We start from the raw sequence: 26,517 nt of genomic DNA on the forward strand, positions 1-26,517 counted from the left end.
TCAGATCCCCAACTCTTGACGCTGGCGCTTCAAGTGCTCCGGCATCTCTTTGTAGACGTCTTCGAACATGGTCGCGGCGCTCGGAATCTGGCCGCCGGCGAGGGTGCCGTACTGTTCGGCTTCTTTCTGTGCTGCGATCACTTCGGCTTCGAGCTCGGCGCTGACCGCGGTGTGTTCCTCTTCGGACCAGTGACCGGTCTTGATCAGGTGCTGCTTGAGGCGCGCGATCGGATCACCCAGCGGAAAGTGGCTCCAGTCATCGGCCGGACGGTATTTCGACGGATCATCGGAGGTCGAATGCGGGCCGGCGCGGTAGGTGACCCATTCGATCATGGTCGGGCCGAGGCCGCGGCGTGCGCGTTCGGCGGCCCAGGCAGAGGCGGCGTAGACCGCGTAGAAATCGTTGCCATCAACCCGCAGGGAGGCAATGCCGCAACCGACGCCACGACCGGCGAAGGTGGTCGCTTCACCACCGGCAATCGCCTGGAAGGTGGAGATCGCCCACTGGTTATTGACCACGTTGAGGATCACCGGCGCGCGGTACACGTGGGCGAACGTCAGGGCGGTGTGGAAGTCCGACTCGGCGGTGGCGCCGTCGCCGATCCACGCCGAAGCGATTTTGGTGTCGCCCTTGATCGCCGAGGCCATGCCCCAGCCCACGGCTTGCACGAACTGGGTGGCGAGGTTGCCGGAGATGGTGAAAAAACCGGATTCCTTGACCGAGTACATGATTGGCAACTGACGCCCCTTGAGCGGATCGCGCTCGTTGGACAGCAGCTGGCAGATCAGGCCGACCAACGGAACGTCGCGGGCCATCAGGATGCTTTGCTGGCGGTAGGTCGGGAAACACATGTCGTCGATGTTCAGGGCCAGGGCCTGGGCGCTGCCGATGGCTTCTTCGCCAAGGCTCTGCATGTAGAACGACATCTTTTTCTGACGCTGGGCGACCACCATGCGGTTATCGTAGATGCGGGTCTTGAGCATGGCACGCATGCCCTTGCGCAGGATCTCGCTAGAGACGCCTTCGGCCCAGGGACCGAGGGCATTGCCCTGGTCGTCGAGCACGCGAATCAGGCCACGGGCCAGGTCAGCCGTGTCAGCCGGTTCAACGTCGATTTGGGGTTTGCGCACCGTGCCGGCATCGGTCAGATGCAGGTAGGAGAAGTCGGTTTTACAGCCGGGACGGCCCGAGGGTTCGGGGACGTGCAGGCGCAGCGGTTCATACGCTTGGGTCATGGCTTCTACGCTCGATCTTGTGAATTTCTTGTAGTGAGCTGACAGATTTCGTTCGGTAGAAGAAATCTTGTCCTACAACAATCATAGGCCCGGCCAAGAAGAATATTTCTCTCTGTTTCGTTGCGCTAAAGATCATTTGCAGATAAAAAACCTGCATAAACACAAAAAACAGGTGGTTTTGTCTCATGCGCAAACTGGACCGTACCGACATCGGCATTCTCAACAGCCTTCAGGAGAATGCGCGCATCACCAACGCCGACCTCGCGCGTTCGGTGAACCTGTCGCCGACCCCGTGCTTCAACCGGGTCAAGGCCATGGAAGAACTGGGGGTGATTCGCGAGCAAGTGACGCTGCTTGATGCCGACCTGCTGGGGCTGCATGTGAACGTGTTCATTCACGTCAGCCTGGAGAAACAGGTGGAGGAGGCGTTGCAGCATTTCGAAGAGGCGATTTCCGATCGCCCCGAAGTGATGGAGTGCTACCTGATGGCCGGCGACCCGGACTATCTGATCCGGGTGCTGGTGCCGACCATCCAGTCGCTGGAACGCTTCATGATGGACTTTCTGACCAAGGTTCCGGGGGTGGCGAACATCCGGTCGAGCTTTGCGCTCAAGCAGGTGCGATACAAGACCGCGCTGCCGTTGCCGGCCAATGGGTTGACCCTGGGTAATTGAAGGTCAAAAGATCGCAGCCTTTAGAGCTTGTTGATCGGGATTTTCAGGTAGGTCACGCCGTTGTCCTCGGCTGGCGGCAAATTCCCCGCCCGTACGTTCACCTGGATCGCCGGCAGCAACAGTGTCGGCATCCCCAACCCTGCATCGCGCCGGGTGCGCATTTCCACGAAGGCGTTTTCGTCGATACCGTCGCGTACGTGAATGTTGTGTTTGCGCTGTTCACCGACGGTGGTCATGCATTCGGACGCGCGTCCCTCGGGCGGGTAGTCGTGGCAGACGTACAGGCGCACGCTGGCGGGGAAGGCCAGCAGTTTCTGGATCGAGGCAAACATCTGGTTGGCATTGCCGCCGGGGAAGTCACAACGGGCAGAGCCGACGTCGGGCATGAACATCGTATCGCCCACCAGAATTACATCTGCGTCGATCAGGTAGGCCATGTCCGCCGGGGTATGGCCGGGCACGTGCAGGGCGGTCGCCTTGAGGTTGCCGATCATGAACGATTCGTTGGGGGCGAACAGCTGATCGAACTGGGAACCGTCGACGCGAAAGGATGGCTCCAGATTGAACAGCGCCTTGAACACGTCCTGGACCTTGCTGATGGACTCGCCAATGGCGATTTTGCCGCCAAGCTCCCTACGCAGATACGGCGCGGCGGACAGGTGATCGGCATGGGCGTGGGTTTCCAGCAGCCATTGCACTTGCAACTGACGGGCGCGGACGAAGGCGATGATCCTGTCGGCCTGGGTGGTCGCGGTACGCCCGGCGGCGGCGTCGTAGTCGAGCACCGGATCGACAATCGCACACTGCCCGCCATCGGCCTCGTAGACCACGTAGCTGTAGGTCGAGGAGGCGGGGTCGAGGAAAGCTTCAATCAGCGCGGGCATGGACACGAACCTGTGCAGGGTAGGAAAAGCAAGACGGCGAAATTTCAGCCGTGGGTTGCAACATTATATATTTAAACATAATGTTTACAGCTTAAGTGACATTGAAGGCATCCTGCAAATGCAATCCATTCTGACCGAATGTGAAGTCGCCCAACTGCGCGCCTCGGCCTCCAAGGCCTGTGCGCTGCTCAAGGCCCTGGCCAATGAGGATCGCCTGTTGATCCTGTGCCAGCTGACTCAGGGCGAACGCAACGTAGGCGAGCTGGAAAAAATGACCGGCGTGCGCCAACCGACCCTGTCCCAGCAATTGGGGATCCTGCGCGATGAAGGACTGGTCGCCACCCGTCGTGAAGGCAAGTACATTTTTTACGGTCTCGCCAGTCACGAAGTGATCCAGGTGATGAAAACCCTCTCCGGGCTTTATTGCGGGGCGGTGCTAAAAAGCTGGATTCAACCCTGAATGCAAGCCAGCACACCAATCCAATGAGATTTCGTTTCGACTAGCATCAATCCTTGCGTGCAGCAAAAGGAACAAGCAATGAACGATCAACACTGGGGCCCATCCATCAGTGCAGATATCGTGGTCATCGGCGGCGGCACGGCGGGCATCGGCTTTGTCGCCAGCCTGCTCAAGCGTAGCCCGCATCTGAACATCACCGTGATCGAACCCGACTCCCGGCACTACTATCAACCGGCCTGGACACTGGTCGGCGGTGGTGCCTACAACGTGGAAAACACCGTGCGGCCGATGGCGTCGGTGATGCCGCGCGGGGCTCATTGGCTGCAGGCTGCCGTGACGGGCATCGATCCCGACAAGCGCCAACTCACCCTCGGTGACGCGCGCACGGTCAGCTATCAAAACCTGGTGGTCTGCCCCGGCCTGCGCCTGGCCTGGGAGAAAATCGAAGGACTGGAGGACACCCTCGGCCAGCACGGCGTGACTTCCAATTACAGCTACCGGCACGCGACCTACACCTGGGATCAGGTGCAGAAATTGCGCGGCGGCAAGGTGCTGTTCACCCAGCCGGCCATGCCGATCAAATGTGCCGGAGCGCCACAAAAGGCGCTGTATCTGTCCTGCGATCACTGGCGCAAGACCGGTGTGCTGGACAACATCGACGTCGAATTCAATCTCGCGGGCGCGGCGCTGTTTGGGGTGGCGACCTTTGTCCCGCCACTGATGAAGTACATCGAGAAGTACAAAGCCCGGTTGGCGTTCAACTCGAACCTGGTCAAGGTCGACGGCCCGGCGAAAACCGCGTGGTTCGACGTCAGGGATGCCGATGGCAATGTCACGCGCCAGGCAAAGTCCTTTGACCTGCTGCATGTCGTGCCGCCTCAGGTGGCCCCGGATTTCGTTGCCCGCAGTCCGCTGGCCGACGGCGCCGGCTGGTGCGAAGTCGACCCCCACAGCCTGCAGCATCCGCGTTATCCCGGCGTCTTCGCGCTGGGTGATATCTGCGGCACCACCAATGCGAAAACCGCCGCGGCGGTGCGCAAGCAGATCGTGGTGGTGGCCGAAAACCTGCTGGCCTTGCGCAAGCAACAGCCGCTGCCGTTGAAGTACGACGGCTATGGCTCCTGCCCGCTGACGGTGGAGAAGGGCAAGGTGATCCTTGCCGAGTTCGGGTACGCGGGCAAGTTGCTGCCGACCTTTCCCCTTGACCCGACGATCCCGCGCCGCTCGGCGTGGTGGCTGAAGGCGACACTGCTACCGTGGTTCTACTGGAACGGCATGCTCAAGGGCCGCGAGTGGCTGACACGTGTGACCAAGGTCGACTGAGAACTCCCTATGTTGCTGGCAAGTCTGTTTGGTGTAGTGATGGGGTTGGTGCTCGGCTTGACTGGCGCCGGCGGCGGTATCCTTGCGGTCCCGGCCCTGGTGTTGGGGTTGGGCTGGAGCATGACCCAGGCCGCTCCGGTGGCGTTGTTTGCAGTGGGCAGTGCGGCAGCGGTGGGTGCCATCGACGGCTTGCGCCATGGCTTGGTGCGTTATCGCGCGGCGCTGCTGATCGCCGCGCTCGGAGCGGTGTTTTCGCCGGTGGGCATCTACTTTGCCCACCAGTTGCCGGAAAAAATCCTGATGATCCTGTTCAGCCTGCTGATGGTCGTGGTGGCCGGGCGGATGTTGCGCCGCGAGCGCAAGGACGGGGGCCCCAGCGATCACGGTCAGGCCAACTGGGGCCAGAAGAACTGCATGCTCGATCAACAGACCGGGCGCTTTTCCTGGACCGCCAAATGCACCGCGACCCTCGCCGCGCTCGGGGCGGTGACTGGCGTAGTCTCAGGATTGCTGGGGGTGGGCGGTGGTTTTCTGATCGTCCCGGCCTTCAAGCAGCTGACCGACGTGCAGATGCGTGGGATCGTTGCCACGTCGCTGATGGTGATCAGCCTGATTTCTGCCATCGGTGTGATCGGCGCCTTCCATGCCGGGGTGCGCATCGACGGTTCGGGCATTGCCTTCATCGTCTCCAGCATCGTCGGCATGATCATCGGTCGCAAGCTCTGCGCCCGGGTGCCGGCGCGGGCGTTGCAGGTCGGGTTCGCCAGCATCTGCGTCGTGGTCGCCGCCTACATGCTGTTTCGGGCCAACGCCTAGCCGGTACCGGTTCCTGTGGACGCCACTGGGGTCCACAGGCCTACACCCTAAGTGGCGAGCCTCGCCGACCAGCGGTCTTACGCCATAGTGGTCGCGCACCGCCGGCCCATCCAAAGCACCTGAAAACCAGCCCCAAGGCAGCGTATGGCGCCGCCGGTCTGGTTTCGATAATCGCCTCCGACACTCAGTCCCCCGTTTCGGAGCGCGCCATGCACAACAATAAGAACGTCACGCATCGTTTTCTGCCTGCCATTATCGCCAGCCTGTCTGCCTTTGGCCTGAGCCAGGTGGCCGAGGCGGATATCATGCTGTACGACAAGGACCAGACCACGTTCTCCACCGACGGCTACATCAACGCCTTCTACGTGAACAGCGATGTCGACCGCGCCGGCGATCAGTTCGACCGTCGACAGGCCCGGGTCAAGATGGGGTTCCTGCCCAACTACCTGGGGTTCAACATGGGCAAGCAGGTAGACGATCTCAAGCTCGGCGCCCGTGCCTCGTTCTGGGTCACCATCAACGACAGCCAAACCAACGGCACCGACACCGCCATTGATGTGCGGCAGTTCTACGGCACCGTGGCCAACCCGGAATGGGGCGAAGTGCTGATCGGCAAGGACTTCGGGCTGTTCGCCCGCTCCAACATCCTGCTCGACGAAATGCTCGCCGGTTACGGTCAGGTCAGCGATACGTTGGGGCTGGTGGATGGCGGCGGGGTGTCGTTCGGCAACATCGGCACCGGTTACCCGTACCCGTTCCCGACCTCGCAGATCACCTATCGCACCCCGGTGATGGACGGACTGCGCGTGGCGGTCGGCATCATGGACCCGGTGGACACCAACGACAGCAGCCCGACGGGCAAGGCCTATCAGGAAAACCCGCGTACCGAGAGCGAAGTCACCTATCAGTTCGACCTGGCCGGGGCAAAGATCTACAGCTGGGTCAACGGCAGCTACCAGACCTCGGACAACACCGATTCCACGGTCGAGACCGTCACCTCCAAGGGTGTCGGTTATGGCGTGCAGGCGAAGATGGGCGGCTTGTCCCTCACCGGGTCCGGTTTCCAGGCCAAGGGCATCAACCCGTTTTTCACCAACAATGCCGGCGAGCCGACCCTGCGCAACGTCGACAGCGACGGCTACCTGTTGCAGGGCTCCTACAAGCTGGGCAAGAACCGCCTGGCCTTGTCCTACGGCAAGACCAATGACGATGGCAACGGCGTGGTCGGCAGCGGCGCGGACTACGAGACCCGCGGCATCGCGTTGTTCCATGACGTGAACGACAACCTCAAGCTGGTGGCCGAGTACAACCAGTTCGAAATCAACGGCCACGACACCAACGAGCAGAACGAAAACACCGACACCTTTGCAGTGGGCGCTGTGCTGACCTGGTAACCCCGGGAGGTGGCCCTGGCCGTGCGCATCGCGGCGAGGGTCGCCAACCGTCTCATCCCATCGAAGCGGCTACCCGCTACCCAAGTAGCATTCGTCGCACCCCACAGACTTCGTACACTCGTGCCTCATACACACGCACCTGCGGGAGGTAAGGATGCAGCAGAGCAATGGCGTCGTCAGTGCAATGTCCCAGGCCACCGATGCCCGGCAGGTCGCGCAGGAACTGGCACGACAGTTGTTGCATCCGCACCTGGGGTTCGTGCTGTTCTTCTGTTCCGCCGAGTACGACTTGCAGGCGCTGGGCCAGGCCTTGGAGCAAAGCTTCGGCGGCATTCGCCTGGCGGGTTGCACCAGCGCCGGAGAAATAACCCCGCTGGGCTATGGACGCAATTGCGTGACAGCGGTCGGCTTTGATCATCGGCACTTTTCCATCGCAGTCGAGCTGATCGACCAGATGGAGCACTTCAGCCTGATCGACGCCCAGCAAATGGTCGAGCGCCTGGTCAGTGGCTGTCGCAGCAACACCCTGGCACCGATCAAGGGCAACAGCTTTGCCCTGACCCTGCTCGATGGCCTGTCCAGCCGCGAAGAAATGGTCCTGGCCGCCTTGAGCGCGGCATTGGGCGACATTCCGCATTTCGGCGGCTCGGCCGGCGACGATAACTACCTGACCCATACCCATGTGTACTTCGATGGCGAGTTCCACAGCGGCGCGGCCGTGGTGGTGCTGGTCAATACCTGGCTGGATTTCGAAGTGTTCACCACCCACCACGTGCTGCCCCGCGCCGAAAAGCTGGTGGTCACCGGGGCCGACAGCACCTTGCGCCGGGTCTTCGAACTCAATGCCGAGCCGGCCGCCGCCGAGTACGCCCGGCACATCGGCGTGCCGGTGGCGCAGCTCGATCACCGGGTCTTCGCCGCGCACCCGTTGGCGGTGCGGATCAACCAGCAGTACTACGTGCGGGCCATCCAGCAGGTGCATCCGGACCTGAGCCTGAGTTTCTACTGCGCCGTGGAAAACGGCATCGTCCTCACCGCCATGACCCCGGGGCCGATGCTGCCGAACCTGCAGAGCCTGTTCGAGGGGTTGCAGGAACGCCTGGGCGATTTGCTGCTGACCATCGGTTGTGACTGTTTCCTGCGGCGTCTGGAACTCGAAGACGACGGCAGTCTTGATCAGATCGGCACGTTTTTGCGTGAGCAACGGGTGATGGGTTTCAACACCTATGGAGAACAGTTCAATGGCATGCACATCAACCAGACCTTCACCGGCGTTGCCATTGCCCGAGGCCGTGCCCCAGGACATCGCTGAGCTGCAGGCCGAACTGGCCAGGCTGCGCCTGGAAAACCATAAACTGCAACGCATCAATGGCGCGCTGATCGAACGGGTCGAGTCCGGGGGGACCCGCGGCAACGATCCGTACGCGGCATTCCAGCATTCGGTGGTGCTGGCCGAGCAAGTGCGCGAACGCACCGATGCCCTGAACCAGGCCATGGCCGAACTCAAGGCCGGTAATCATCTGCTCAGCGAAGCCCGCCTGCGCGCGGAAACGGCGCATCAACACCTGATCGATGCCATCGAAAGCATTTCCGACGCCTTCGTGCTGTTCGATGCAGAGCAGCGCATCGTACTGTTCAACAGTCGCTTCAAGGCGTTCTGGAGCAACAGCCGGGTGCGGATCAATGCCGGCATGCGCCTGACCGAGGTCAAGCGGCTGATGATGAACAACGGCCTGTTCACCGAAGAGCCTCGGGGGCATGCCGACGAAAACCTGCTGTACCGCCTGCAGAACGGGCGCTGGCTGCAGGTCAGCGAGCGGCCGACCCAGGAAGGGGGGCGGGTGATCCTGTTCACCGACATTACCGACGTCAAACTCAGCGAAACCATGCGCCGTGAGCAGGCGGTGGCGCAGAAGTCGCACCTGTTGCAACGGGCGGTCGACAACCTGTCCCAAGGGGTGGCGATGGTCAGCGCCGAAGGCATCCTGGAGTTGTGGAACCGGCGTTTCCTGGAGTTGAGCGGTCTGGCGCCGGTGGCGGCCCATCGCCCGTTTGCCGAAGTGATCGCCGACAGCGAGTTGAACCTGCTGACCCCGGCCAGCCGCGATAGCAACGGGCGACCGGTCCGCGAGTGCGAACAGCGCCTGTACGATGGCCGGGTCCTGGAAATCCGCACCCATCCGTTGCCCACCGGCGGTTTCGTCAATACCTTCACCGACATCACCGAACGCTACCAGCACGCCGAAGCGCTGAGTGAAAGCGAACACTGGATCCGCCTGATCACCGATCACGTACCGGCATTGATTGCCTACCTCAATGCCGACCTGGTCTACGAGTTCACCAACAAGGTCTACGAAGAATGGTACTGCTGGCCCCGCGGCGTGATGCTCGGCCAGAGCCTGCGCGAAGTGCACAGCGAGCAGCATTACCAGCGCCTGGAGTCCTACGTGGCCAGGGCGCTGGCCGGCGAGAGCGTGACCTTCGAGTTCGCCGAAACCAACGTCAACAACCAGGAGCGCTACATGCTGCGCTCCTATGTGCCCAACCGTCTGGCCAGTGGCGAGGTGGTGGGGATTTTCGTGCTGATCCGCGACATCACTGAACGCCGCCGCACCGCCGAGGCGCTGCATCAGGCGTATCAGAACCTTGAGCTGCGGGTACGCGAGCGCACGGCGGAACTGACCACCCTCAACGATCAGTTGTTGCGCGAGATCGATGAGCGTCGGCTGGTCGAGTCACGCTTGCGCGAAGCCAAGCAGGAAGCCGAGCAGGCCAACCTGTCGAAGACCAAGTTCCTCGCCGCCGTCAGCCACGACCTGCTGCAACCGTTGAATGCCGCGCGCCTGTTTACCAGTGCCTTGCTGGAACGGCGCGAGCCGATGTCCAGCGAGATTCTGGTGCGCAACGTGAGCAATTCCCTGGAAGACGTGGAGAACCTGCTTGGCACCCTGGTGGACATTTCCAAGCTCGATGCGGGGGTGATCAAGGCCGACATTGCGCCGTTCGCCCTCAGTGAACTGCTGGACAACCTGGCCGCCGAATACACCCAGGTGGCGCGCAGTGAAGGCCTGCAACTGCACTTCATCGGCTGTTCGGCGCTGGTGCGCAGCGACATCCAGCTGCTGGCGCGGATTCTGCGCAATCTGCTGAGCAATGCGATTCGCTATACCTACAGTGGTCGCGTGGTGCTCGGTTGCCGGCGGCATCATCAGTGCCTGACGATCGAAGTCTGGGACAGCGGCATGGGCATTGCCGAGCATCGCCTGGAGGAGATTTTCCAGGAGTTCAAGCGCGGCGATGTGCAGCGCCCCGATCAGGATCGCGGTCTGGGCCTGGGCCTGGCGATTGTCGAGAAGATCGCCGGCATCCTCGGGCATCCCATTCATGTGCGCTCGTGGCCGGGCCGGGGCTCGATGTTTTCGGTCGAATTGCCTTTGAGCGCCACCGCGCCGACACCGCCGCCGGCGTTGCAGATGAGCGAGCCGATGCTTGAGCGCCTGCGGGGTGCGCGGATATGGGTGCTGGACAACGACGCGACCATCTGTGCCGGCATGCGCACCTTGCTGGAGGGATGGGGGTGTCGGGTGGTGACGGCGCTGTCGGAGGAGGACCTGGCGCGGCAAGTGGACAACTACCACGCCGAGGCCGACCTGCTGATCGCCGACTACCACCTGGACAACGATCAGAACGGTGTCGATGCGGTGGCAAGAATCAATGCCCGTCGTGCTTCACCGATTCCGGCGATGATGATCACCGCCAACTACAGCAATGAACTCAAGCTGCAGATCCGCGAACTGGGCCACACCCTGATGCACAAGCCGGTGCGGCCGATGAAGCTGAAGACGGCGATGAGTTATCTACTCGACCGGCCTTGATATCTCGACGTTTTCACCACCGCTATCGCGAGCAGGCTCACTCCTACAGGTACATCGCTGTCCCTGTAGGAGTGAGCCTGCTCGCGATGGAGGCGCCGCGGTCTTGAATCAACGCCGCAGATAAGACCCGAAATCAATATCCCCGGCACTCAGGATCGCCTGCACCCGGTTGTGCACGTTGAGCTTGCGCAGGATCGCCGAGACGTGGGCCTTGACCGTGGTCTCGGCGATTTCCAGGGTGTAGGCGATCTGCTTGTTCGATTCGCCCTTGGTCATGCGTTCCAGCACCTGCAGTTGCTTGCGGGTCAGGGCCTGGAGCAGTTCGGGCGGGAAGCTAGGGGTGTCGTTCATCCGCCGATGGGTGCTGCTTTTGCCGGTGCGGATGATGTCCGGGGGCAGGTAGACGTTGCCATTGAGAATCTGCTGGATCGCATCGGTCATCTGGGCTCGTGGCGAGGACTTGGTGATGAAGCCCACCGCACCATAGGTGATGGCTTGCAGCACGATCTGTTTGTCCTGCTCGGCGGAGACAATCACCACCGGAATGGTCGGCGCTTCGTTACGCAGGTTGATCAGGCCATTGAGCCCGTGCATGCCGGGCATGTTCAGGTCGAGCAGGATCAGGTCCAGGTCATCGTGTTCCTGGGTCAGGGCCAGGGCGCTGTCCAGGTCGGCGGTTTCCATCACTTCGCTGCCGGCAAAACCGTCGCTGATGACGTTGTGAATGGCTTCGCGAAACAGCGGGTGATCGTCGGCAATCAGGATTTTGTACATGGCCTTTCACCTCATTATTTTGATTATGGTGTGGCAACAACACGCACGCGTAAAGCTCAGGGAAAGGGTTCGGGCCGGGCTGGCGAAACCGGCAGATTGGCCGCTTGCCAGGCATCCAGGCCATCGCGATACCAATACAGAGTCTTATAGCCCATGGTGGCTGCGCGCTTGACCGCATTCCAGCTCAACCAGCAGTCGGAGCGGCAGTAGAAGACCAGCGGTTGCGTCGGGTCGCCGGCGGTCAGCTTTTTCAGGTTGGTGGCGAAATAGTCCTGCCATTGCGGCGTCAGGTCGCCATCCCCGGTATTGGCCAGCCAATGGCTGCCGGGCAGGTTTTCATGGGGCTGGTCTTCGATGAATTGCCCTTGCAGCCACTGACGGCGGTAGACGTCGATCAGCACCGGGTGCGGAGTTTGATTGAGCAGGGTTTGCAGGGCGGGGGTGTCGATGATGGTTGCGCCTTGCAGCTGGTCGGGTGTCGGGCTGCGGTACAGGCCGATGCGATAACCCTCGGCGGAGAACAGCGCAGTGTCGGCCTGCGCGGTGCTCAGCAGCAGATTCAGCGACAGGGCGGCGAAAGCAGGGCGCAACAGGCAACGTCGGGCGCGTGGCATGGGTTCAGTCCTTATAGTTATGGACCTATTACATGCCAGTCGGGGGGGCTTTGGGAATGCGACGATAGACAGGGAAACCAGTACTAAAGTAGTAATTTCATCCTGTTACCCGGCCTTGCGCAAGGCCGCATGCTGCGGGTTGAAGGTCAGTACGGCGAGCAACGCAAACAGCAACGTCAGCCCCACGCACACCACCAGCGCCAGCGGATTGAAGCGTTCATACAGGGCGAAACGCACCAGTTCCACAGCATGGGTAAACGGATTCACCGCGCACAACCAATACAGCCACTCGCTGGCCTCGCGCATCTTCCACAGCGGATACAGCGCCGATGACAGGAAAAACAGCGGGAAGATCACGAAATTCATCACCCCGGCAAAGTTCTCCAGCTGGCGGATTGCGTTCGACAGCAACAGGCCCAGTGCGCTGAGCATCAACGCCACCAGCAGCAAGGCCGGCAACGCCAGCAACAGCCCCATGGCTGGTGGCCGCACGCCGTAGACCCAGGCAATCGCCAGGAACGCATACACCTGCAACAGCGAAATCAGCGACGTGGCCAACAGTTTGCTGCACAGCAGAAAGGTGCGGGGCAGGGGGCTGGTCAGCAGCACGCGCATGCTGCCCATCTCGCGGTCGTAGACCATCGACAGTGAGCCCTGCATGCCGTTGAACAGCAGGATCATGCAGGCCAGCCCGGGAATGATGTAGACCTCGTACGGGATGTAGGTGTCGTAGGGTTCGATGATCGCGATTCCCAGCGCTGCGCGAAAACCGGCGGCGAACACCAGCAACCACAGCAACGGCCGCACCAGGGCGCTGAGAAACCGCGTGCGTTGCAGCACAAAGCGCAGCCACTCGCGCAGCACGATACCGCTAAAGCATTGCCAGTAAGCGTTCATTGGGCAGCTCCTGATGTTGTCAGGCGGGTGAAGGCCGAACCGAGGTCACCGCCGTGTTCCAGGCTCAGGGCATCGGCCTGCCCACTGGCCACCAGCCGGCCTTGATGCAGGATCAACAAGTCATCGCTAGGCTGCACCTCGTCGAGCAGGTGGGTGGTCCAGAGCACGCTGATGCGCTCCTCGCGACACAGGCTGCGGATGTGCTGGTTGAGCGCCAGGCGACTCGCCGGGTCGAGGCCGACACTGGCTTCATCGAGCAGCAACAGGCGCGGCTCATGCAGCAGGGCGCGGGCAATTTCCACCCGGCGACGATGGCCGCCATTGAGTTCGCGTACCCGTTCGCGGCGGCGGTCGGTCAGGGTCTGGCGGGCCAGTTCGGCGTCGACCCGAAGGTCGGTCTGACGCCGGGACAGGCCATGCAATGCCGCGTGATAACGCAGGTTCTGTTCGACGCTGAGGTCCAGGTCCAGGGTGCTTTGCTGGAACACCACACCCATCTGCTTGAGTGCCGGGCGTGCCGCGCTGCGCAATGAGCAGCCACCGATGCGGATCTCGCCTTGCTGCAGATCATAGAGCCGGGTCAGCAGGGCAATCAGGGTCGACTTGCCCGCGCCGTTGGGCCCCAGCAGCGCGGCGAAACGCCCGGGCTCCAGGCTGAAACTCACCTTGCGCAAGGCCTCTCGGGCGCCGTAGGCAAAACTCAGATCACTGACTTCAAGGGCGTTCATGGCGTCACCACCACACCCCAGGGATAGCGCCCGACCTTCACCGACTTGCTGACCTTGAGGCTGTCGACATCGATCACCGAGACATCGCCGCTGACGCCGTTGGTGGCCAGCAATTGCTTCTGATCCGGGGTGAACGCCATCTGCCAGACCCGTCGACCCACCAGCAGGTAATCGAGAATCTCGAAGGTCTTGGCATCGATCACGGCCACATGGTTGGCCGGGCCGAGTGCGACGAAGCCGTACTTGCCATCGGCGCTGAGCTTGATGCCCACCGGCTGGACCTTGTCCGGGTGCACACCCTTGATCTGGAAGTTCAGGGTCTTGAGCACGGTGCGGCTGGCCACATCGAGAATGGTCACGGTGCCGCCGATTTCCGCCGAGGCCCAGAGCTGGGCGCCATCGGGGGAGAACTCGACGAAGCGCGGGCGCTGGTCCACCAGGGTGCTGTCGGCCAGGGTCTGGGTGCTGGTGTCGATCCAGTGCAGCATGTTGGTGGTCTCGCTGGTGTTGACCGCCCACTTGCCGTCAGGGCTGACGGCCATGCCTTCAGGTTCGACGCCGACGTTGATCTGGCCGAGTACCTTGGAGGTCTCGGTGTCGATCACCGTGACCAGCGCATCGTCTTCGTTGGAAACGTACAACCAGCGGTTGTTGGGGTGCAGGGCAAATTGCTCGGGGTCTTTACCCGAGGGCAGTTCCTTGATGATCTTGCGCGTGGCCACGTCCATCACCTGGACCCGGTCAGAGTCGCTGGCGCAGATGTACAGCAGCTTGTTGTCATGGGACAGCAGCAGGCCGCGGGGGCGCTGGCCGACGGGCAGGGTGTCGGTGACTTGCAGGGTCTGCAGGTCGATCAGGCTCAGGCTGTTGTCCTTTTCGTTGGAGACCCAGGCAGTGCTGGCAACGGCATGGCCAGCGGCGAGCAGCAAAGTGCAAGAGAGCAGGGTGCGGCGCATGGCGGATTCCTTGTTGTTGTGATTATCGGATCAGGGAAAACGGCAGCTGACCTCGGGTTTGTCGTAGCCCAGGCTGTCCATCTCGTTGAACGGGTGCAGAAAGCCGTCCTGGGGTGAGGTGCTGACCAGCGCCCGGGGCTGGACGATAGGAATCGGCTGGCGCAACTGGCCGTTCCACGGCCGGTAGCTGAGCTTGCGGCCCTTGAAACCGTCGAGGGGCAACTGGTCGCTGATTTCCAGCGTACGGATCGCCATCGGCTCGGCCTGGCGCAGTTTGCTCACGGCGCTGGCGATACTGCGCACGGCCATCCAGGCGGCGAAATCGCGGTCATTCATCCAGCGTCCGGTCAGGGCTTCGAAGCGTTTTTGCAGCTGCGCGGCGCCGTAGGTTTCCACGGTCTTGTGCCAGCCCACCGGGGTCAGGCCCTGGGTGCCGGCGACCGGGCGCGGGTACCAGGTCTGGTAGGGCACGTATTCACCGAAGTCGCCGCGTTCATCGGCCACCAGTACCACGTCGTACTCGGCGGTCTGGGTGAACAGCGGCATATCCGCCTGGGCGCTGCGGCGTTGGTCGTTATCGAAACTCCAGGTTTTTTCCGCCACCAGTTGCAAGCCGAAGCGCTTGGCCCCGCGGCGCAGGGCGGCGGCATAGGCTTGATCGTCCGGCGTCGGGCCGACAATCAGCAGCACCCGCTGCCATTTGCGCAGCACCAGAAACTGCGCCAGTGCATCGGCAAGCATCGCCCGGCTCGGCAAGGTGTGCAGCACGTTCGCCAGGCAATCGGTGGTGCGCAGGCTGTCATCGGGGCTACCGGCGTTGAACAGCAAGCTGTCGGGCAGTGCTGCACTCAATTGGCGCAGGCTGCTCGCGGGGGCATTCACCACAAACAGGCGCAGGCCCTGTTCATGCTGCGCCTTTGCCGCTTCGAGCAAGGCTTCGGGACTGTCGACGCTGGCGCTGACCAGGCTGTAGCCGTGGTTGAGAAAGCGTCCGGTGCTGTTGCTGTCGGTGATCGCCAGTTCGGCGCCGCGCAGCCCGGCATCGGTGGGCTCGGGGATGACGTTGGACAGCAGCGGGCCGGGGTCGGGGCGATAACCCAGGTAGCCGATCTGCACCTGCAAGGGCGCATCGGCGGCCTGGCTCTGGGTGGCCAGGCCGGCGGCGCAGGCAATCGCCAGCAGGTAGAACAGGGCGTAAGGGATGAGCGGGCGCATAGGGCACTCCATTACAGGTAGCGCCAGCTTAGGTAGCCCGTGAAGCTGAGGAAATATGCAGAAAGTACCGGTGGTGTCCATCCAGCGCCTTACTACCAAGGGACTAGGTAGCGACCACCAAAGCAGCATGGGGTGAGTGCGATGCCGTTTCTAAGATGGCTGCCATAGCCTCTGCCAAGAGGTTTTGCGTGCAATCCAGAGGGCATAACAATGAAAACAAAACGCAACGCCTTGCTCGTGACCGGGCTATTGGTCAGTTTGATCAGCGCAGGTTCCGTATGGGCCCACGGCAACGTGGTCCCACAAGCCGTGGCCACCCCGGGGCTGACCCCGATCAAGGACGCCGGTGTGCAGCTCGATGCCGATGGCTGGGCCGCGGTGAACCCGTATCGCACCGCCCCGGAACATGACAAGGCAGTGGAGATCGGCACCTCGGCCTACACCCAGAACTGCGCGGCCTGTCATGGCCTGGAAGCCAAGTCCGGCGGTATCGCCCCCGACTTGCGCATGCTCGATGTCGGCGAGGCGGGCGATGAGTGGTTCGCCGAACGGGTGCGCCATGGCGCGGTGCGCGACGGTCGGGTGTACATGCCGAAGATGGCCGACTACCTGAGCCAGGAGGCCCTGTGGGCGGTGCGCACTTATCTGGACACTGTGCACGTCGAGGAGTGACCCATGCGCCTGCTCGCGGTGTTGATCAGCGCTCTGTGGCTGTGCTGCCAGGCGGCGCAGGCGCAGGTTCGCAACTACGACGAAATGATCGCCGCCGGGGAGCTGAAGGTGGCGGTCTACAAGGACTTCGCCCCCTACAGCTTTGAAAGCGCCGGAAAGCCTCAGGGTGTCGATGTCGAACTCGCCGAGGCCCTGGCCAAGGCGCTCGGCGTGCGCCTGACACTGATCTGGGCACCGGCCGGGGAAAAGCTCGATGACGATCTGCGCGATTACATCTGGCGTGCCAGTGCCTTGCACAACCAGCAACTGGCCGACCTGATGATGCGCGTGCCTTATGACCGTGACTACGCGCAGAAGCGTAACGAACTAGGCGAACTGGAAAATGGCCATGTAGTGATGTTCGGGCCGTACCAGAACGAACAATGGCAGGTGGCCTATGATCGCCGGCGGCTGGACAAGGTCGCCAGCGTCGCAGTGTTCGAGCATCACCCGATTGGTGTCGAAGTCGACAGCGTGCCGTCGTTCTACCTGACTTCGGTGTTCAACGGCATGCTCGCCGGCAAGACCCATCACTATCCGGGCGTGCCCCAGGCATTTGCCGCGATGAAGGCCGGTGAGGTCGATGCGGTGATGGCCATGCGCGGCGAAATCGACTGGCAGGTCCATGAAGCGGCCGACCCGCAAGTGGCACTGGCGGAGAATGCCTATCCGAACATGGGCAAGCAGCTCTGGGAAATCGGCATGGCGGTGCACGAAAGCAACCGGCAACTGGCCTATGCCGTGGAAGAGGCGCTGGAAAGCCTGATCCGCGAGGGCTCGGTGAAGACCATCTACGGCCATTACGGCCTGCAATACGACGTGCCCGAGATGTATCAATAAGGAGCAGGCGATGAAATGGCGAGGGAGTTGTCTGTTGGCCTGCTGGTTAAGCCTGGCGGCACATGCTGGCGCTATCAATCCCGGCAAAGACCCGGTGCCATCGGTGATGTGGGCCTTCTATCACCAGCAGTTTCTGGGTAATGCGCCGTTCGTTTTCGATGATCGGGTCAAGCTGCTGGCGCCGCCGTTTGCCGAAGATGCCCGGCAGGTGCCGCTGGAAATCGACGCCCGGGCGTTCAAGGGCGATGTGGTGAAAATCCTCGCCTGGGCAGAGCTGAACCCGTTGCCGAAAATCGTCGACTTCCAGCCGCTGAATTCCGTTTTACCCTGGCTGTCGTTGCGCATTCGCATCGAACAGGCCACGCCCTTGCGCGCGGCGGTGTTGACCCGCGACGGCGTGTGGCATATCGGTTCGACCCTGATTGACGCCGCGGGTGGTGGTTGCACCGCGCCGAGCGTGGTACGTACGCAACCAGGCTGGGAGGAGCACATCGGCGAGGTGCTCGGCGGTCGCTATCCCCGGGGCGAGTTCAGCCGCTTGCGTTTGCAGGTAGCCCATCCCATGGACAACGGCATGGTCAGCGGCATTCCGGAATTCTTCATCAACCATGCCGAGCTGCGCGACCACAACGAGCAAGTGCTGGCCCGGCTGGAGCTGTTTCCCGCGGTCAGCGAAAACCCCAACCTGGCCTTCGACATCGAAGGGGCAGGGCAAACGCGCCTGCTGCTACGGGACAACAGCGGCAATGAGTTCGATGCGTCGATCCTCTGACCCCAAGGAGCGTGACCCCAAGGAGCGTGGCATGCGCTGGATCCTGTTGATGGTGCTGAGCGTCAGTCTGCCGGCCCTGGCCGATCTCGAATATTCACTCAAGCCTCGGCAGATCGCCCAGGACACCTGGCTGCTGGAAGGCAGCACCGATAATTTCGCCAAGGCCAATGGCGGCAACATCGTCAACACCGCGTTCATCGTCACCGAACGCGGTGTGGTGGTGATCGACACCGGGCCGTCCCGGCGTTACGGCGAAGCGATGCGCAAGGCCATTACCGCCACCACCGACAAACCGGTGATCGAGGTCTTGCTGACCCATCACCACCCGGACCATGTGCTGGGCAATCAAACCTTCAGCGACGTGCCGATCGGCGCCTTGGCGGGCACCACCGAGCTGTTGCATCAGCAAGGCGATGCCATGGCCGAGAATATGTACCGCATGGTCGGCGACTGGATGCGTGGCACCGAAGTGGTGTTGCCGACCCAGACGCTGACACCCGGCGTGAAAAGTTTTGGGAATCACGATCTGCGTCTGCTGAGCCTGGGTGGGCATACGGGCGCAGATCTGGCTATTCTCGACCAGCAAACCGGCGTGCTGTTTGCCGGCGACCTGGTGTTTTATCAGCGGGCGCTGACCACGCCCAACAGTCCAGGGCTGTCGGTGTGGCTGGCGGACATCGCGACCCTGCAAGGCTTGCCCTGGACGCAGGTTGTGCCCGGCCATGGGCCGGTGGCGAGCGATCCGCAACCCTTCGAGCAGATGCGCGATTACCTGACCTGGCTCGATCAGCTGATGCGCGACGGCGCCGCCAATGGCAGCGACATGGCCGAGATGATCCGCAGCCCCATCCCCGAACGTTTCGCCGGGATCAACCTGAGTCGTTACGAACTGATCCGCAGCGTCAGCCATCTGTACCCGCGCTACGAGCGCGAGCGGATGACGCGGGTGGATTCTGCCAGCAAATAGTCGACCTGAATCCCCTGTAGGAGCGAGCCTGTTCGCGATGGACGTTAACGATAACGCAAGCTGCCTGGATGAACGCGGTGGTCTGACGTTTTTCGCGAGCAGGCTCGCTCCTACAGGGGGCCGGTGCCGTTCACATAATCTCGTGCCCATCTCATCCGACCCGCTACCAAGGAACTAGCAATCTCCTCATTGCGGGCAATTGTTGCCAGGGCGACGGCGCTCAAGAATCTGCACCAGACCGGGAGAATTTCCCGGACATAACAAAAATCCGCAGAGGAAGCCGTCATGACCCAACCCGCACGTCGCCAGCCCTTCGTCTTGAGCCTGCTGCTCAGTGCCATGCTGTTGTCCGGCCAGGCATTGGCCGGGGTTTCCGACCAGGACATTCTCCAGGACCCGAAGAACCCGGAACAGGTCGTGACCAACGGCCTCGGCGTTCAAGGGCAGCGCTACAGCCCGCTGGATATTCTCAACGTCGACAACGTCAAGGAGCTGCGCCCGGCGTGGGCGTTTTCCTTCGGCGGTGAAAAACAGCGTGGCCAGCAAGCGCAGCCAATGGTCAAGGACGGCGTGATGTACATGACCGGCTCCTACTCCCGGGTGTTCGCCGTGGATGCACGCACCGGCAAGAAGCTCTGGCAATACGATGCACGCCTGCCCGATGACATCCGCCCTTGCTGCGACGTGATCAACCGTGGCGTCGCGCTGTATGGCGACCTGGTGATTTTCGGCACCCTCGACGCCAAGCTCGTGGCGCTGAACAAGGACACCGGCAAGGTGGTGTGGAGCAAGAAAGTCGCCGACCACAAGGAAGGCTACTCGATCAGCGCCGCGCCACTGGTGATCAACGGCAAGCTGATTACCGGCGTGGCCGGTGGCGAGTTCGGCGTGGTGGGCAAGATCGAGGCCTACGACCCTAACAACGGTGATCTGCTGTGGACCCGGCCAACGGTCGAAGGCCATATGGGCTACGTCTACAAGGATGGCAAAGCGGTGGAAAACGGCATCTCCGGCGGCGAGGCGGGCAAGACCTGGCCGGGCGATCTCTGGAAAACCGGCGGCGCGGCCCCTTGGCTTGGCGGCTATTACGACCCGGAAACCAACCTGCTGCTGTTCGGTACCGGCAACCCGGCGCCGTGGAACTCGCACCTGCGCCCTGGCGACAACCTCTACTCCTCATCGCGCCTGGCGCTCAACCCGGACGACGGCACCATCAAGTGGCACTTCCAGAGCACGCCCCACGACGGTTGGGACTACGACGGCGTGAACGAGCTGGTGTCGTTCAACTACAGCGAAGGCGGCAAGGAGATCAAGGCGGCGGCCACTGCCGACCGTAACGGTTTCTTCTACGTGCTGGATCGTACCAACGGCAAATTCATCCGTGGCTTCCCGTTCGTGGACAAGATCACCTGGGCCACCGGCCTGGACAAGAACGGCCGGCCGATCTACAACGAGGCCAGCCGTCCCGGCGCCCCGGGCTCGGAAGTCAAGGGCAGTTCGGTGTTCGTAGCACCGGCGTTCCTCGGCGCGAAAAACTGGATGCCGATGGCTTACAACAAAGACACCGGGCTGTTCTATGTGCCGTCCAACGAATGGGGCATGGACATCTGGAACGAAGGCATCGCCTACAAGAAGGGCGCGGCGTTCCTCGGCGCCGGCTTCACCATCAAACCGTTGAATGAAGACTACATCGGCGTGCTGCGGGCCATCGATCCGAAAACCGGCAAGGAAGTGTGGCGCCACAAGAACTACGCGCCGCTGTGGGGCGGGGTGCTGACCACCAAGGGCAACCTGGTGTTCACCGGCACGCCTGAAGGCTTCCTGCAGGCTTTCAACGCCAAGACCGGCGAAAAGGTCTGGGAATTCCAGACCGGTTCCGGCGTGCTCGGCTCGCCCATCACCTGGGAAATGGACGGCGAACAGTACGTCTCGGTGCTCTCCGGCTGGGGCGGTGCGGTACCGCTGTGGGGCGGCGAAGTGGCCAAGCGCATCAAGGACTTCAACCAGGGCGGCATGCTCTGGACCTTCAAGCTGCCCAAGGATCTCGTGGCCAAGCACTGATCCCGATTCCACCGCATAACCCCTGTAGGAGCGAGCCTGCTCGCGATGGTCGTCAACGATAACGCTGGAAACCTGATACCCCGTGGCGTTCTCGGGTTCATCGCGAGCAGGCTCGCTCCTACAGTGATCTGTGTGAAATCTACGACCAAATAACGAGAGCCCCTCCTGCCAACGATGCATTCGTCTGGCACGCGGGGCTCTCTAGTATCGGCTCATCGCCTGTCAGTACGACAGGCATCGACCCAGACAGAGGCCCACCATGATCTACGCACAACCCGGAACCCCAGGCGCCGTCATTACCTTCAAACCACGCTACGGCAACTTCATCGGTGGCGAGTTTGTCGCTCCGATCAATGGCGAGTACTTCACCAACACCTCGCCGGTCAACGGTGAAGTGATCGCCGAATTCCCGCGCTCCAGCGCCGCCGACATCGACAAGGCCCTCGACGCCGCGCATGCCGCAGCGGATGCCTGGGGCAAGACCTCGGCCCAGGACCGCTCCCTGGTGCTGCTGAAAATCGCCGATCGCATCGAGCAGAACCTTGAGGTGCTGGCCGTCACCGAAACCTGGGACAACGGCAAGGCCGTGCGCGAAACCCTGAACGCCGACGTGCCGCTGGCGGCCGACCACTTCCGTTACTTCGCCGGCTGCATCCGCGCCCAGGAAGGCGGCGCCGCCGAGATCAACGAGCTGACCACGGCCTATCACTTCCATGAGCCCCTGGGTGTGGTCGGGCAGATCATTCCGTGGAACTTCCCGCTGTTGATGGCTGCCTGGAAACTCGCCCCGGCCCTGGCCGCCGGTAACTGCATCGTGCTCAAGCCTGCCGAGCAAACGCCGCTGTCGATCATGGTCTTTGCTGAACTGATCGCCGACTTGCTGCCAGCGGGCGTGCTGAACATCGTCCAGGGCTTCGGTCGCGAAGCCGGCGAGGCCCTGGCCACCAGCAAGCGTATCGCCAAGATCGCCTTCACCGGCTCGACCCCGGTGGGCGCGCACATCATGCATTGCGCCGCTGAGAACATCATCCCGAGCACCGTCGAGCTGGGCGGCAAGTCGCCGAACATCTTCTTCGAAGACATCATGAACGCGGAACCTGCGTTCATCGAAAAAGCCGCCGAAGGGCTGGTGCTGGCGTTCTTCAACCAGGGCGAAGTCTGCACCTGTCCGTCCCGGGCGCTGGTGCAGGAGTCGATCTACGAGCCGTTCATGGCCGAGGTGATGAAGAAGATCGTCAAGATCAAGCGCGGCAACCCGCTGGACACCGAGACCATGGTCGGCGCCCAGGCGTCCGAACAGCAATACGACAAGATCCTCTCGTACCTGACCATTGCCCAGGAGGAGGGCGCTGAGCTGCTCACCGGCGGCGCAGTCGAGCGTCTGGAGGGCGACCTGTCCAGCGGTTACTACATCCAGCCGACCCTGCTCAAGGGCCACAACAAGATGCGTGTGTTCCAGGAAGAAATCTTCGGTCCGGTGGTGGGTATCACCACCTTCAAGGACGAAGCCGAAGCCCTGGCCATCGCCAACGACAGCGAGTTCGGCCTCGGTGCCGGCCTGTGGACGCGCGACATCAACCGCGCCTACCGCATGGGCCGGGCGATCAAGGCCGGGCGCGTGTGGACCAACTGCTACCACCTGTACCCGGCGCACGCCGCGTTCGGTGGCTACAAGAAGTCCGGCGTTGGTCGGGAAAACCACAAGATGATGCTCGATCACTATCAACAGACCAAAAACCTGCTGGTGAGCTACGACATCAATCCGCTGGGGTTCTTCTGACTTAGCTAGAACACTGAAAAACCTGTAGGAGCGAGCCTGCTCGCGATGAGGTCAGCACATTCAACATTAATGTTGACTGTCGGACCGCTATCGCGAGCAGGCTCACTCCTACACTGTTTTGTGGCGTGCAAAACATCTGCGTAACACCCCCTACCAAATCACCCCGCCAACTCCTTCGAAAGTAGCATTCGGGCGCTCATCGCCCCGTGCATTAATGGCTCTACCGGAATCACCCGGGCACAAGAAGAGGAATGACCCATGTGGACTAAACCCGCGTTTACCGATCTGCGCATTGGCTTCGAAGTGACGATGTATTTCGCCAACCGTTGATTGATCACCCGGCCAGCCGATGCGTTGGCCGGGCCTGCCTTCTGGAGCATCCGCCATGCACATCCGTGTTCTCGGTTCCGCCGCTGGCGGTGGTTTCCCTCAGTGGAACTGCAACTGCCGCCAGTGCGCCGGCGTGCGCAATGGCAGCCTGCGGGCACAGCGCCGTACGCAGTCGTCGATTGCCCTGAGTGACGACGGCGTGGAGTGGGTGTTGTGCAATGCTTCACCGGACATTCGCGCGCAACTCGATAGTTTTGCGCCATTGCAACCGGCGCGGCGCCTGCGTGACAGCGCCATCGCCGGCATCGTGCTGCTCGACAGCCAGATCGACCATTGCACCGGGTTGCTCAGCCTGCGCGAAGGCTGCCCGCATGCGGTGTGGTGCACCGAGCGCGTGCACCAGGACCTGAGCAGCGGTTTCCCGCTGTTCAACATGCTCGGACACTGGAACGGCGGGTTGCACTGGCAACCGGTCGGCCTCGATCGCCAGCCGTTCGGCATCCCGGCCTGCGGGCATTTGCAATTTCGCGCGATTCCCCTGGTGAGCAACGCGCCGCCGTATTCGCCCAATCGCGGCAACCCGCAACCGGGCGACACCATTGGCCTGTTCATTGAAGACCTGCGCAACGGCGCCTCGCTGTTCTATGCCCCGGGCCTTGGCCGAATCGACGATGAAGTGCTGGGCTGGATGCAGCGTGCCGATTGCCTGTTGCTGGATGGCACCCTGTGGCGCGACGACGAGATGCGTATCTGCGAAGTCGGCCAGAGCCTGGGCAGCGAAATGGGGCACCTCCCACAAAGCGGCCCCGGCGGGATGCTTGAAGTGCTGGAGGGTTTCAACCGCCAGCGCAAGGTGCTGATCCACATCAACAACACCAATCCCCTTCTCGATGAAGACTCGGCCGAGCGGGCCTTGCTGGAGCGGCGGGGTATTGAAGTGGCTTATGACGGCATGAGTATTGAGCTGTAGCCGAAGGCCTCTTCGCGAGCAGGCACCGCAAAAATTCCCGGAGAACAAAATGACTGACACCCCCATGTCCCCCACAGAATTCGAAGCCGCCCTGCGCGCCAAGGGCGCCTACTACCACATCCATCATCCCTTCCACCAAGCCATGTACGCCGGCCGCGCCAGCCGTGAACAGATCCAGGGCTGGGTCGCCAACCGCTTCTACTATCAGGTCAACATCCCCCTGAAGGACGCCGCGATTCTCGCCAATTGCCCGGACCGCGACGTGCGCCGCGAATGGCTGCAACGGATTCTCGACCACGACGGCGTCCCCGGCAGCGAGGGCGGTATCGAAGCCTGGCTGCGCCTGGGCGAAGCCGTGGGGCTGGATCGCGAGCAGATTTTGTCCCAGGAACTGGTGCTGCCCGGGGTGCGATTTGCCGTGGACGCCTACGTCAATTTCGCCCGTCGCGCCTGCTGGCAGGAGGCGGCCAGCAGTTCGCTGACCGAACTCTTTGCGCCACAGATCCATCAGTCGCGACTCGACGCCTGGCCGACCCATTACCCGTGGATCGACGTCGCTGGCTACGACTACTTCCGCACGCGCCTGAGCCAGGCGCGGCGCGATGTCGAGCACGGCTTGCGCATTACCCTGGGGTACTACGTGACGGCCGAGGGGCAACAACGCATGCTGGAGATTCTGCAATTCAAGCTCGACGTGCTGTGGAGCATGCTCGATGCCATGAGCATGGCCTACGAACTCGAACGCGCGCCGTATCACACGGTCACCGGCGACAACGTCTGGCACCGGGGGATCACCCTGTGAGCCTGATCAATCGCCAGCAGTCACCGGCCTTGCGCCGCGGTTTTCGCCTGCAGTGGGAGCCCCGTCAGGACTGCCATGTGCTGCTATACCCCGAAGGCATGATCAAGCTCAACGCCAGTGCCGGACAGATTCTCGACCTGGTGGATGGCCAGCGCAGCGTGGCGGCGATCATTGATCGATTGAGCGCCAGTTTCCCCGGGGTACCCGGGATCGACGAAGACGTGCTGGCGTTTCTGGAGGTGGCCCATGCGCAATTCTGGATCGAGTGAGACGATGCCGGGGCCGCCGTTGTGGCTGCTCGCCGAGCTGACCTACCGCTGCCCGCTGCAATGCCCGTATTGCTCCAATCCGCTGGATTTTGCCCGGCACGGCGAGGAACTGAGCACGGAAGAATGGATTCGCGTATTCCGCGAAGCGCGGGACATGGGCGCCGCGCAATTGGGCTTTTCCGGTGGCGAGCCATTGGTGCGCCAGGACCTCGCCGAACTGATCAAGGCCGCCCGGGACATGGGCTACTACACCAACCTGATCACCTCCGGCATCGGCCTGACCGAGCAGAAGGTGCGCGACTTCAAGGTGGCCGGGCTGGACCATATCCAGATCAGCTTCCAGGCCGCCGACGAGGAGGTGAACAACATGCTCGCCGGCTCGCGCAAGGCCTTTGCCCAGAAACTCGCCATGGCCCGTGCGGTGAAAGCCCAGGGCTATCCGATGGTGCTGAACTTCGTCACCCATCGGCACAACATCGACCGGATCGCGCAGATCATCGAGCTGTGCCTGGAGTTGGAGGCGGACTTTGTCGAACTGGCCACCTGCCAATTCTATGGCTGGGCCGAACTCAACCGCGTCGGCCTGTTGCCCACCCGTGAGCAACTGCAGCGTGCCGAGCGCATCACCAATGAATACCGCGAACGCCTTGAAGCCCAGGGCCACCCGTGCAAGCTGATCTTCGTCACCCCGGACTACTACGAGGAGCGTCCCAAGACCTGCATGAACGGCTGGGCCAACCTGTTTCTCGACATCACCCCCGACGGCACGGCCTTGCCTTGCCACAGCGCCCGGCAGTTGCCGGTAGCGTTTCCCAACGTGCGCGAGCACAGCCTCTCGCACATCTGGAACGACTCGTTCGGTTTCAATCGTTTTCGCGGCGATGACTGGATGAAGGAGCCGTGCCGCTCCTGCGATGAAAAACACAAGGACCTGGGCGGGTGCCGCTGCCAGGCCTTCATGCTGACCGGCGATGCCAGCAATGCCGACCCGGTGTGCAGCAAGTCCCCGCACCACGGGGTGATCCTCAAGGCCCGGGAGGAAGCGGAGGCACCGGGGTTGGGGATCGAACACCTGACGTTGCGTAACACGAAGGCTTCGCAGTTGATCTATCGCGGCTAGCCTGGCGATACAAATCACTGTCTGGGTCAATGACCTTGGTCTGATTGCA

26 protein-coding genes are annotated in these 26,517 nt (G+C 62.2%); 18 read left to right on the top strand and 8 right to left on the bottom strand.

Features of this window, described 5'->3' with window-relative positions; genetic code table 11:
• Complete coding sequence (locus KGA96_RS11595) at positions 1 to 1,236, bottom strand: 3-methyl-2-oxobutanoate dehydrogenase (2-methylpropanoyl-transferring) subunit alpha (RefSeq protein WP_046037314.1); 1,236 nt, start codon at positions 1,234 to 1,236, stop codon at positions 1 to 3.
• 185 nt (positions 1,237 to 1,421) lie between these two features.
• Here KGA96_RS11595 and bkdR point away from each other — a divergent pair, with 185 nt between their 5' ends.
• Entirely contained in the window at positions 1,422 to 1,910 is a 489-nt protein-coding gene (bkdR, locus tag KGA96_RS11600) for a Bkd operon transcriptional regulator BkdR (RefSeq protein ID WP_007976593.1), read from the top strand.
• A 20-nt stretch (positions 1,911 to 1,930) separates the two neighbouring features.
• Here the strand turns inward: bkdR and KGA96_RS11605 are convergent, their stop codons facing one another.
• Positions 1,931 to 2,794, bottom strand: coding sequence for an MBL fold metallo-hydrolase (locus KGA96_RS11605; protein ID WP_223467321.1), 864 nt, complete (start codon positions 2,792 to 2,794; stop codon positions 1,931 to 1,933).
• A gap of 118 nt (positions 2,795 to 2,912) precedes the next feature.
• On the opposite strand from KGA96_RS11605, the gene KGA96_RS11610 reads away from it, so the two are divergent.
• The 6 genes from KGA96_RS11610 to nahK all read left to right on the top strand — a co-directional run bounded on the left by KGA96_RS11610 (position 2,913) and on the right by nahK (position 10,662).
• Positions 2,913 to 3,254, top strand: a complete 342-nt coding sequence (locus tag KGA96_RS11610) for an ArsR/SmtB family transcription factor (RefSeq protein WP_046037309.1) — start codon at positions 2,913 to 2,915, stop codon at positions 3,252 to 3,254.
• A 78-nt stretch (positions 3,255 to 3,332) separates the two neighbouring features.
• Entirely contained in the window at positions 3,333 to 4,577 is a 1,245-nt protein-coding gene (locus KGA96_RS11615) for an FAD/NAD(P)-binding oxidoreductase (RefSeq protein WP_223512873.1), read from the top strand.
• A 9-nt stretch (positions 4,578 to 4,586) separates the two neighbouring features.
• Positions 4,587 to 5,393, top strand: coding sequence for a sulfite exporter TauE/SafE family protein (locus KGA96_RS11620; protein WP_223467317.1), 807 nt, complete (start codon positions 4,587 to 4,589; stop codon positions 5,391 to 5,393).
• 209 nt (positions 5,394 to 5,602) lie between these two features.
• Positions 5,603 to 6,787, top strand: coding sequence for a porin (locus KGA96_RS11625; protein WP_046037306.1), 1,185 nt, complete (start codon positions 5,603 to 5,605; stop codon positions 6,785 to 6,787).
• Positions 6,788 to 6,941: 154 nt separating this feature from the next.
• Complete coding sequence (nosP, locus tag KGA96_RS11630; RefSeq protein WP_046037305.1) at positions 6,942 to 8,099, top strand: nitric oxide-sensing protein NosP; 1,158 nt, start codon at positions 6,942 to 6,944, stop codon at positions 8,097 to 8,099.
• Positions 8,068 to 10,662 carry a hybrid sensor histidine kinase/response regulator NahK/ErcS' gene (nahK, locus tag KGA96_RS11635; protein ID WP_317850343.1) on the top strand — a complete coding sequence of 865 codons (2,595 nt, stop codon included), beginning with the start codon at positions 8,068 to 8,070 and terminating at the stop codon, positions 10,660 to 10,662. The genes nosP and nahK overlap by 32 nt, the downstream gene beginning before the upstream one ends.
• 108 nt (positions 10,663 to 10,770) lie before the next feature.
• Here nahK and KGA96_RS11640 read toward each other — a convergent pair whose 3' ends face one another.
• The 6 genes from KGA96_RS11640 to KGA96_RS11665 all read right to left on the bottom strand — a co-directional run bounded on the left by KGA96_RS11640 (position 10,771) and on the right by KGA96_RS11665 (position 15,846).
• On the bottom strand, positions 10,771 to 11,436 hold the full coding sequence (locus KGA96_RS11640) for a response regulator transcription factor (protein ID WP_046037303.1): 666 nt from the start codon (positions 11,434 to 11,436) through the stop codon (positions 10,771 to 10,773).
• Positions 11,437 to 11,492: 56 nt separating this feature from the next.
• Complete coding sequence (locus tag KGA96_RS11645; protein ID WP_223512879.1) at positions 11,493 to 12,050, bottom strand: PQQ-dependent catabolism-associated CXXCW motif protein; 558 nt, start codon at positions 12,048 to 12,050, stop codon at positions 11,493 to 11,495.
• 105 nt (positions 12,051 to 12,155) lie between these two features.
• Positions 12,156 to 12,947, bottom strand: coding sequence for an ABC transporter permease (locus tag KGA96_RS11650; protein ID WP_046037300.1), 792 nt, complete (start codon positions 12,945 to 12,947; stop codon positions 12,156 to 12,158).
• Entirely contained in the window at positions 12,944 to 13,675 is a 732-nt protein-coding gene (locus KGA96_RS11655; protein ID WP_046037299.1) for an ABC transporter ATP-binding protein, read from the bottom strand. The genes KGA96_RS11650 and KGA96_RS11655 overlap by 4 nt, the downstream gene beginning before the upstream one ends.
• Positions 13,672 to 14,631 carry a YVTN family beta-propeller repeat protein gene (locus tag KGA96_RS11660; protein ID WP_150724134.1) on the bottom strand — a complete coding sequence of 320 codons (960 nt, stop codon included), beginning with the start codon at positions 14,629 to 14,631 and terminating at the stop codon, positions 13,672 to 13,674. Before KGA96_RS11660 ends, KGA96_RS11655 begins: the two co-directional genes overlap by 4 nt.
• Positions 14,632 to 14,661: 30 nt before the next feature.
• Positions 14,662 to 15,846, bottom strand: a complete 1,185-nt coding sequence (locus KGA96_RS11665; protein ID WP_223512882.1) for an ABC transporter substrate-binding protein — start codon at positions 15,844 to 15,846, stop codon at positions 14,662 to 14,664.
• 210 nt (positions 15,847 to 16,056) lie between these two features.
• Between KGA96_RS11665 and pedF the strand changes: the two genes are divergently transcribed.
• The 11 genes from pedF (at position 16,057) to pqqE (ending at position 26,468) form a co-directional block, all read left to right on the top strand.
• Complete coding sequence (pedF, locus tag KGA96_RS11670) at positions 16,057 to 16,518, top strand: cytochrome c-550 PedF (RefSeq protein WP_046037296.1); 462 nt, start codon at positions 16,057 to 16,059, stop codon at positions 16,516 to 16,518.
• A 3-nt stretch (positions 16,519 to 16,521) separates the two neighbouring features.
• Positions 16,522 to 17,397: a substrate-binding periplasmic protein gene (locus KGA96_RS11675; RefSeq protein ID WP_046037295.1), complete on the top strand. Its 876-nt coding sequence runs from the start codon at positions 16,522 to 16,524 to the stop codon at positions 17,395 to 17,397.
• A 10-nt stretch (positions 17,398 to 17,407) separates the two neighbouring features.
• Positions 17,408 to 18,169: a quinoprotein dehydrogenase-associated SoxYZ-like carrier gene (locus KGA96_RS11680; protein ID WP_223512888.1), complete on the top strand. Its 762-nt coding sequence runs from the start codon at positions 17,408 to 17,410 to the stop codon at positions 18,167 to 18,169.
• 31 nt (positions 18,170 to 18,200) lie between these two features.
• Positions 18,201 to 19,136 (top strand): quinoprotein relay system zinc metallohydrolase 1, encoded by a 936-nt coding sequence (locus KGA96_RS11685; protein WP_223512968.1) that lies wholly within the window; start codon positions 18,201 to 18,203, stop codon positions 19,134 to 19,136.
• Positions 19,137 to 19,421: 285 nt separating this feature from the next.
• On the top strand, positions 19,422 to 21,197 hold the full coding sequence (locus KGA96_RS11690) for a PQQ-dependent methanol/ethanol family dehydrogenase (RefSeq protein WP_223467307.1): 1,776 nt from the start codon (positions 19,422 to 19,424) through the stop codon (positions 21,195 to 21,197).
• Between the two features lie 259 nt (positions 21,198 to 21,456).
• Complete coding sequence (locus KGA96_RS11695) at positions 21,457 to 22,977, top strand: aldehyde dehydrogenase family protein (protein ID WP_223512889.1); 1,521 nt, start codon at positions 21,457 to 21,459, stop codon at positions 22,975 to 22,977.
• Positions 22,978 to 23,235: 258 nt separating this feature from the next.
• Positions 23,236 to 23,307, top strand: coding sequence for a pyrroloquinoline quinone precursor peptide PqqA (gene pqqA / locus KGA96_RS11700; RefSeq protein WP_003253598.1), 72 nt, complete (start codon positions 23,236 to 23,238; stop codon positions 23,305 to 23,307).
• 55 nt (positions 23,308 to 23,362) lie between these two features.
• Complete coding sequence (pqqB, locus tag KGA96_RS11705) at positions 23,363 to 24,277, top strand: pyrroloquinoline quinone biosynthesis protein PqqB (RefSeq protein WP_223512892.1); 915 nt, start codon at positions 23,363 to 23,365, stop codon at positions 24,275 to 24,277.
• Positions 24,278 to 24,326: 49 nt separating this feature from the next.
• Entirely contained in the window at positions 24,327 to 25,079 is a 753-nt protein-coding gene (pqqC, locus tag KGA96_RS11710; RefSeq protein ID WP_223512895.1) for a pyrroloquinoline-quinone synthase PqqC, read from the top strand.
• Positions 25,076 to 25,348 carry a pyrroloquinoline quinone biosynthesis peptide chaperone PqqD gene (gene pqqD / locus KGA96_RS11715; protein ID WP_046037287.1) on the top strand — a complete coding sequence of 91 codons (273 nt, stop codon included), beginning with the start codon at positions 25,076 to 25,078 and terminating at the stop codon, positions 25,346 to 25,348. The genes pqqC and pqqD overlap by 4 nt, the downstream gene beginning before the upstream one ends.
• Positions 25,326 to 26,468, top strand: a complete 1,143-nt coding sequence (pqqE, locus tag KGA96_RS11720) for a pyrroloquinoline quinone biosynthesis protein PqqE (protein ID WP_046037286.1) — start codon at positions 25,326 to 25,328, stop codon at positions 26,466 to 26,468. The genes pqqD and pqqE overlap by 23 nt, the downstream gene beginning before the upstream one ends.
• The last annotated feature ends 49 nt before the right edge of the window (positions 26,469 to 26,517 follow it).

Source organism: Pseudomonas sp. GL-R-26 (genome assembly GCF_019947365.1).
Classification (GTDB): domain Bacteria; phylum Pseudomonadota; class Gammaproteobacteria; order Pseudomonadales; family Pseudomonadaceae; genus Aquipseudomonas.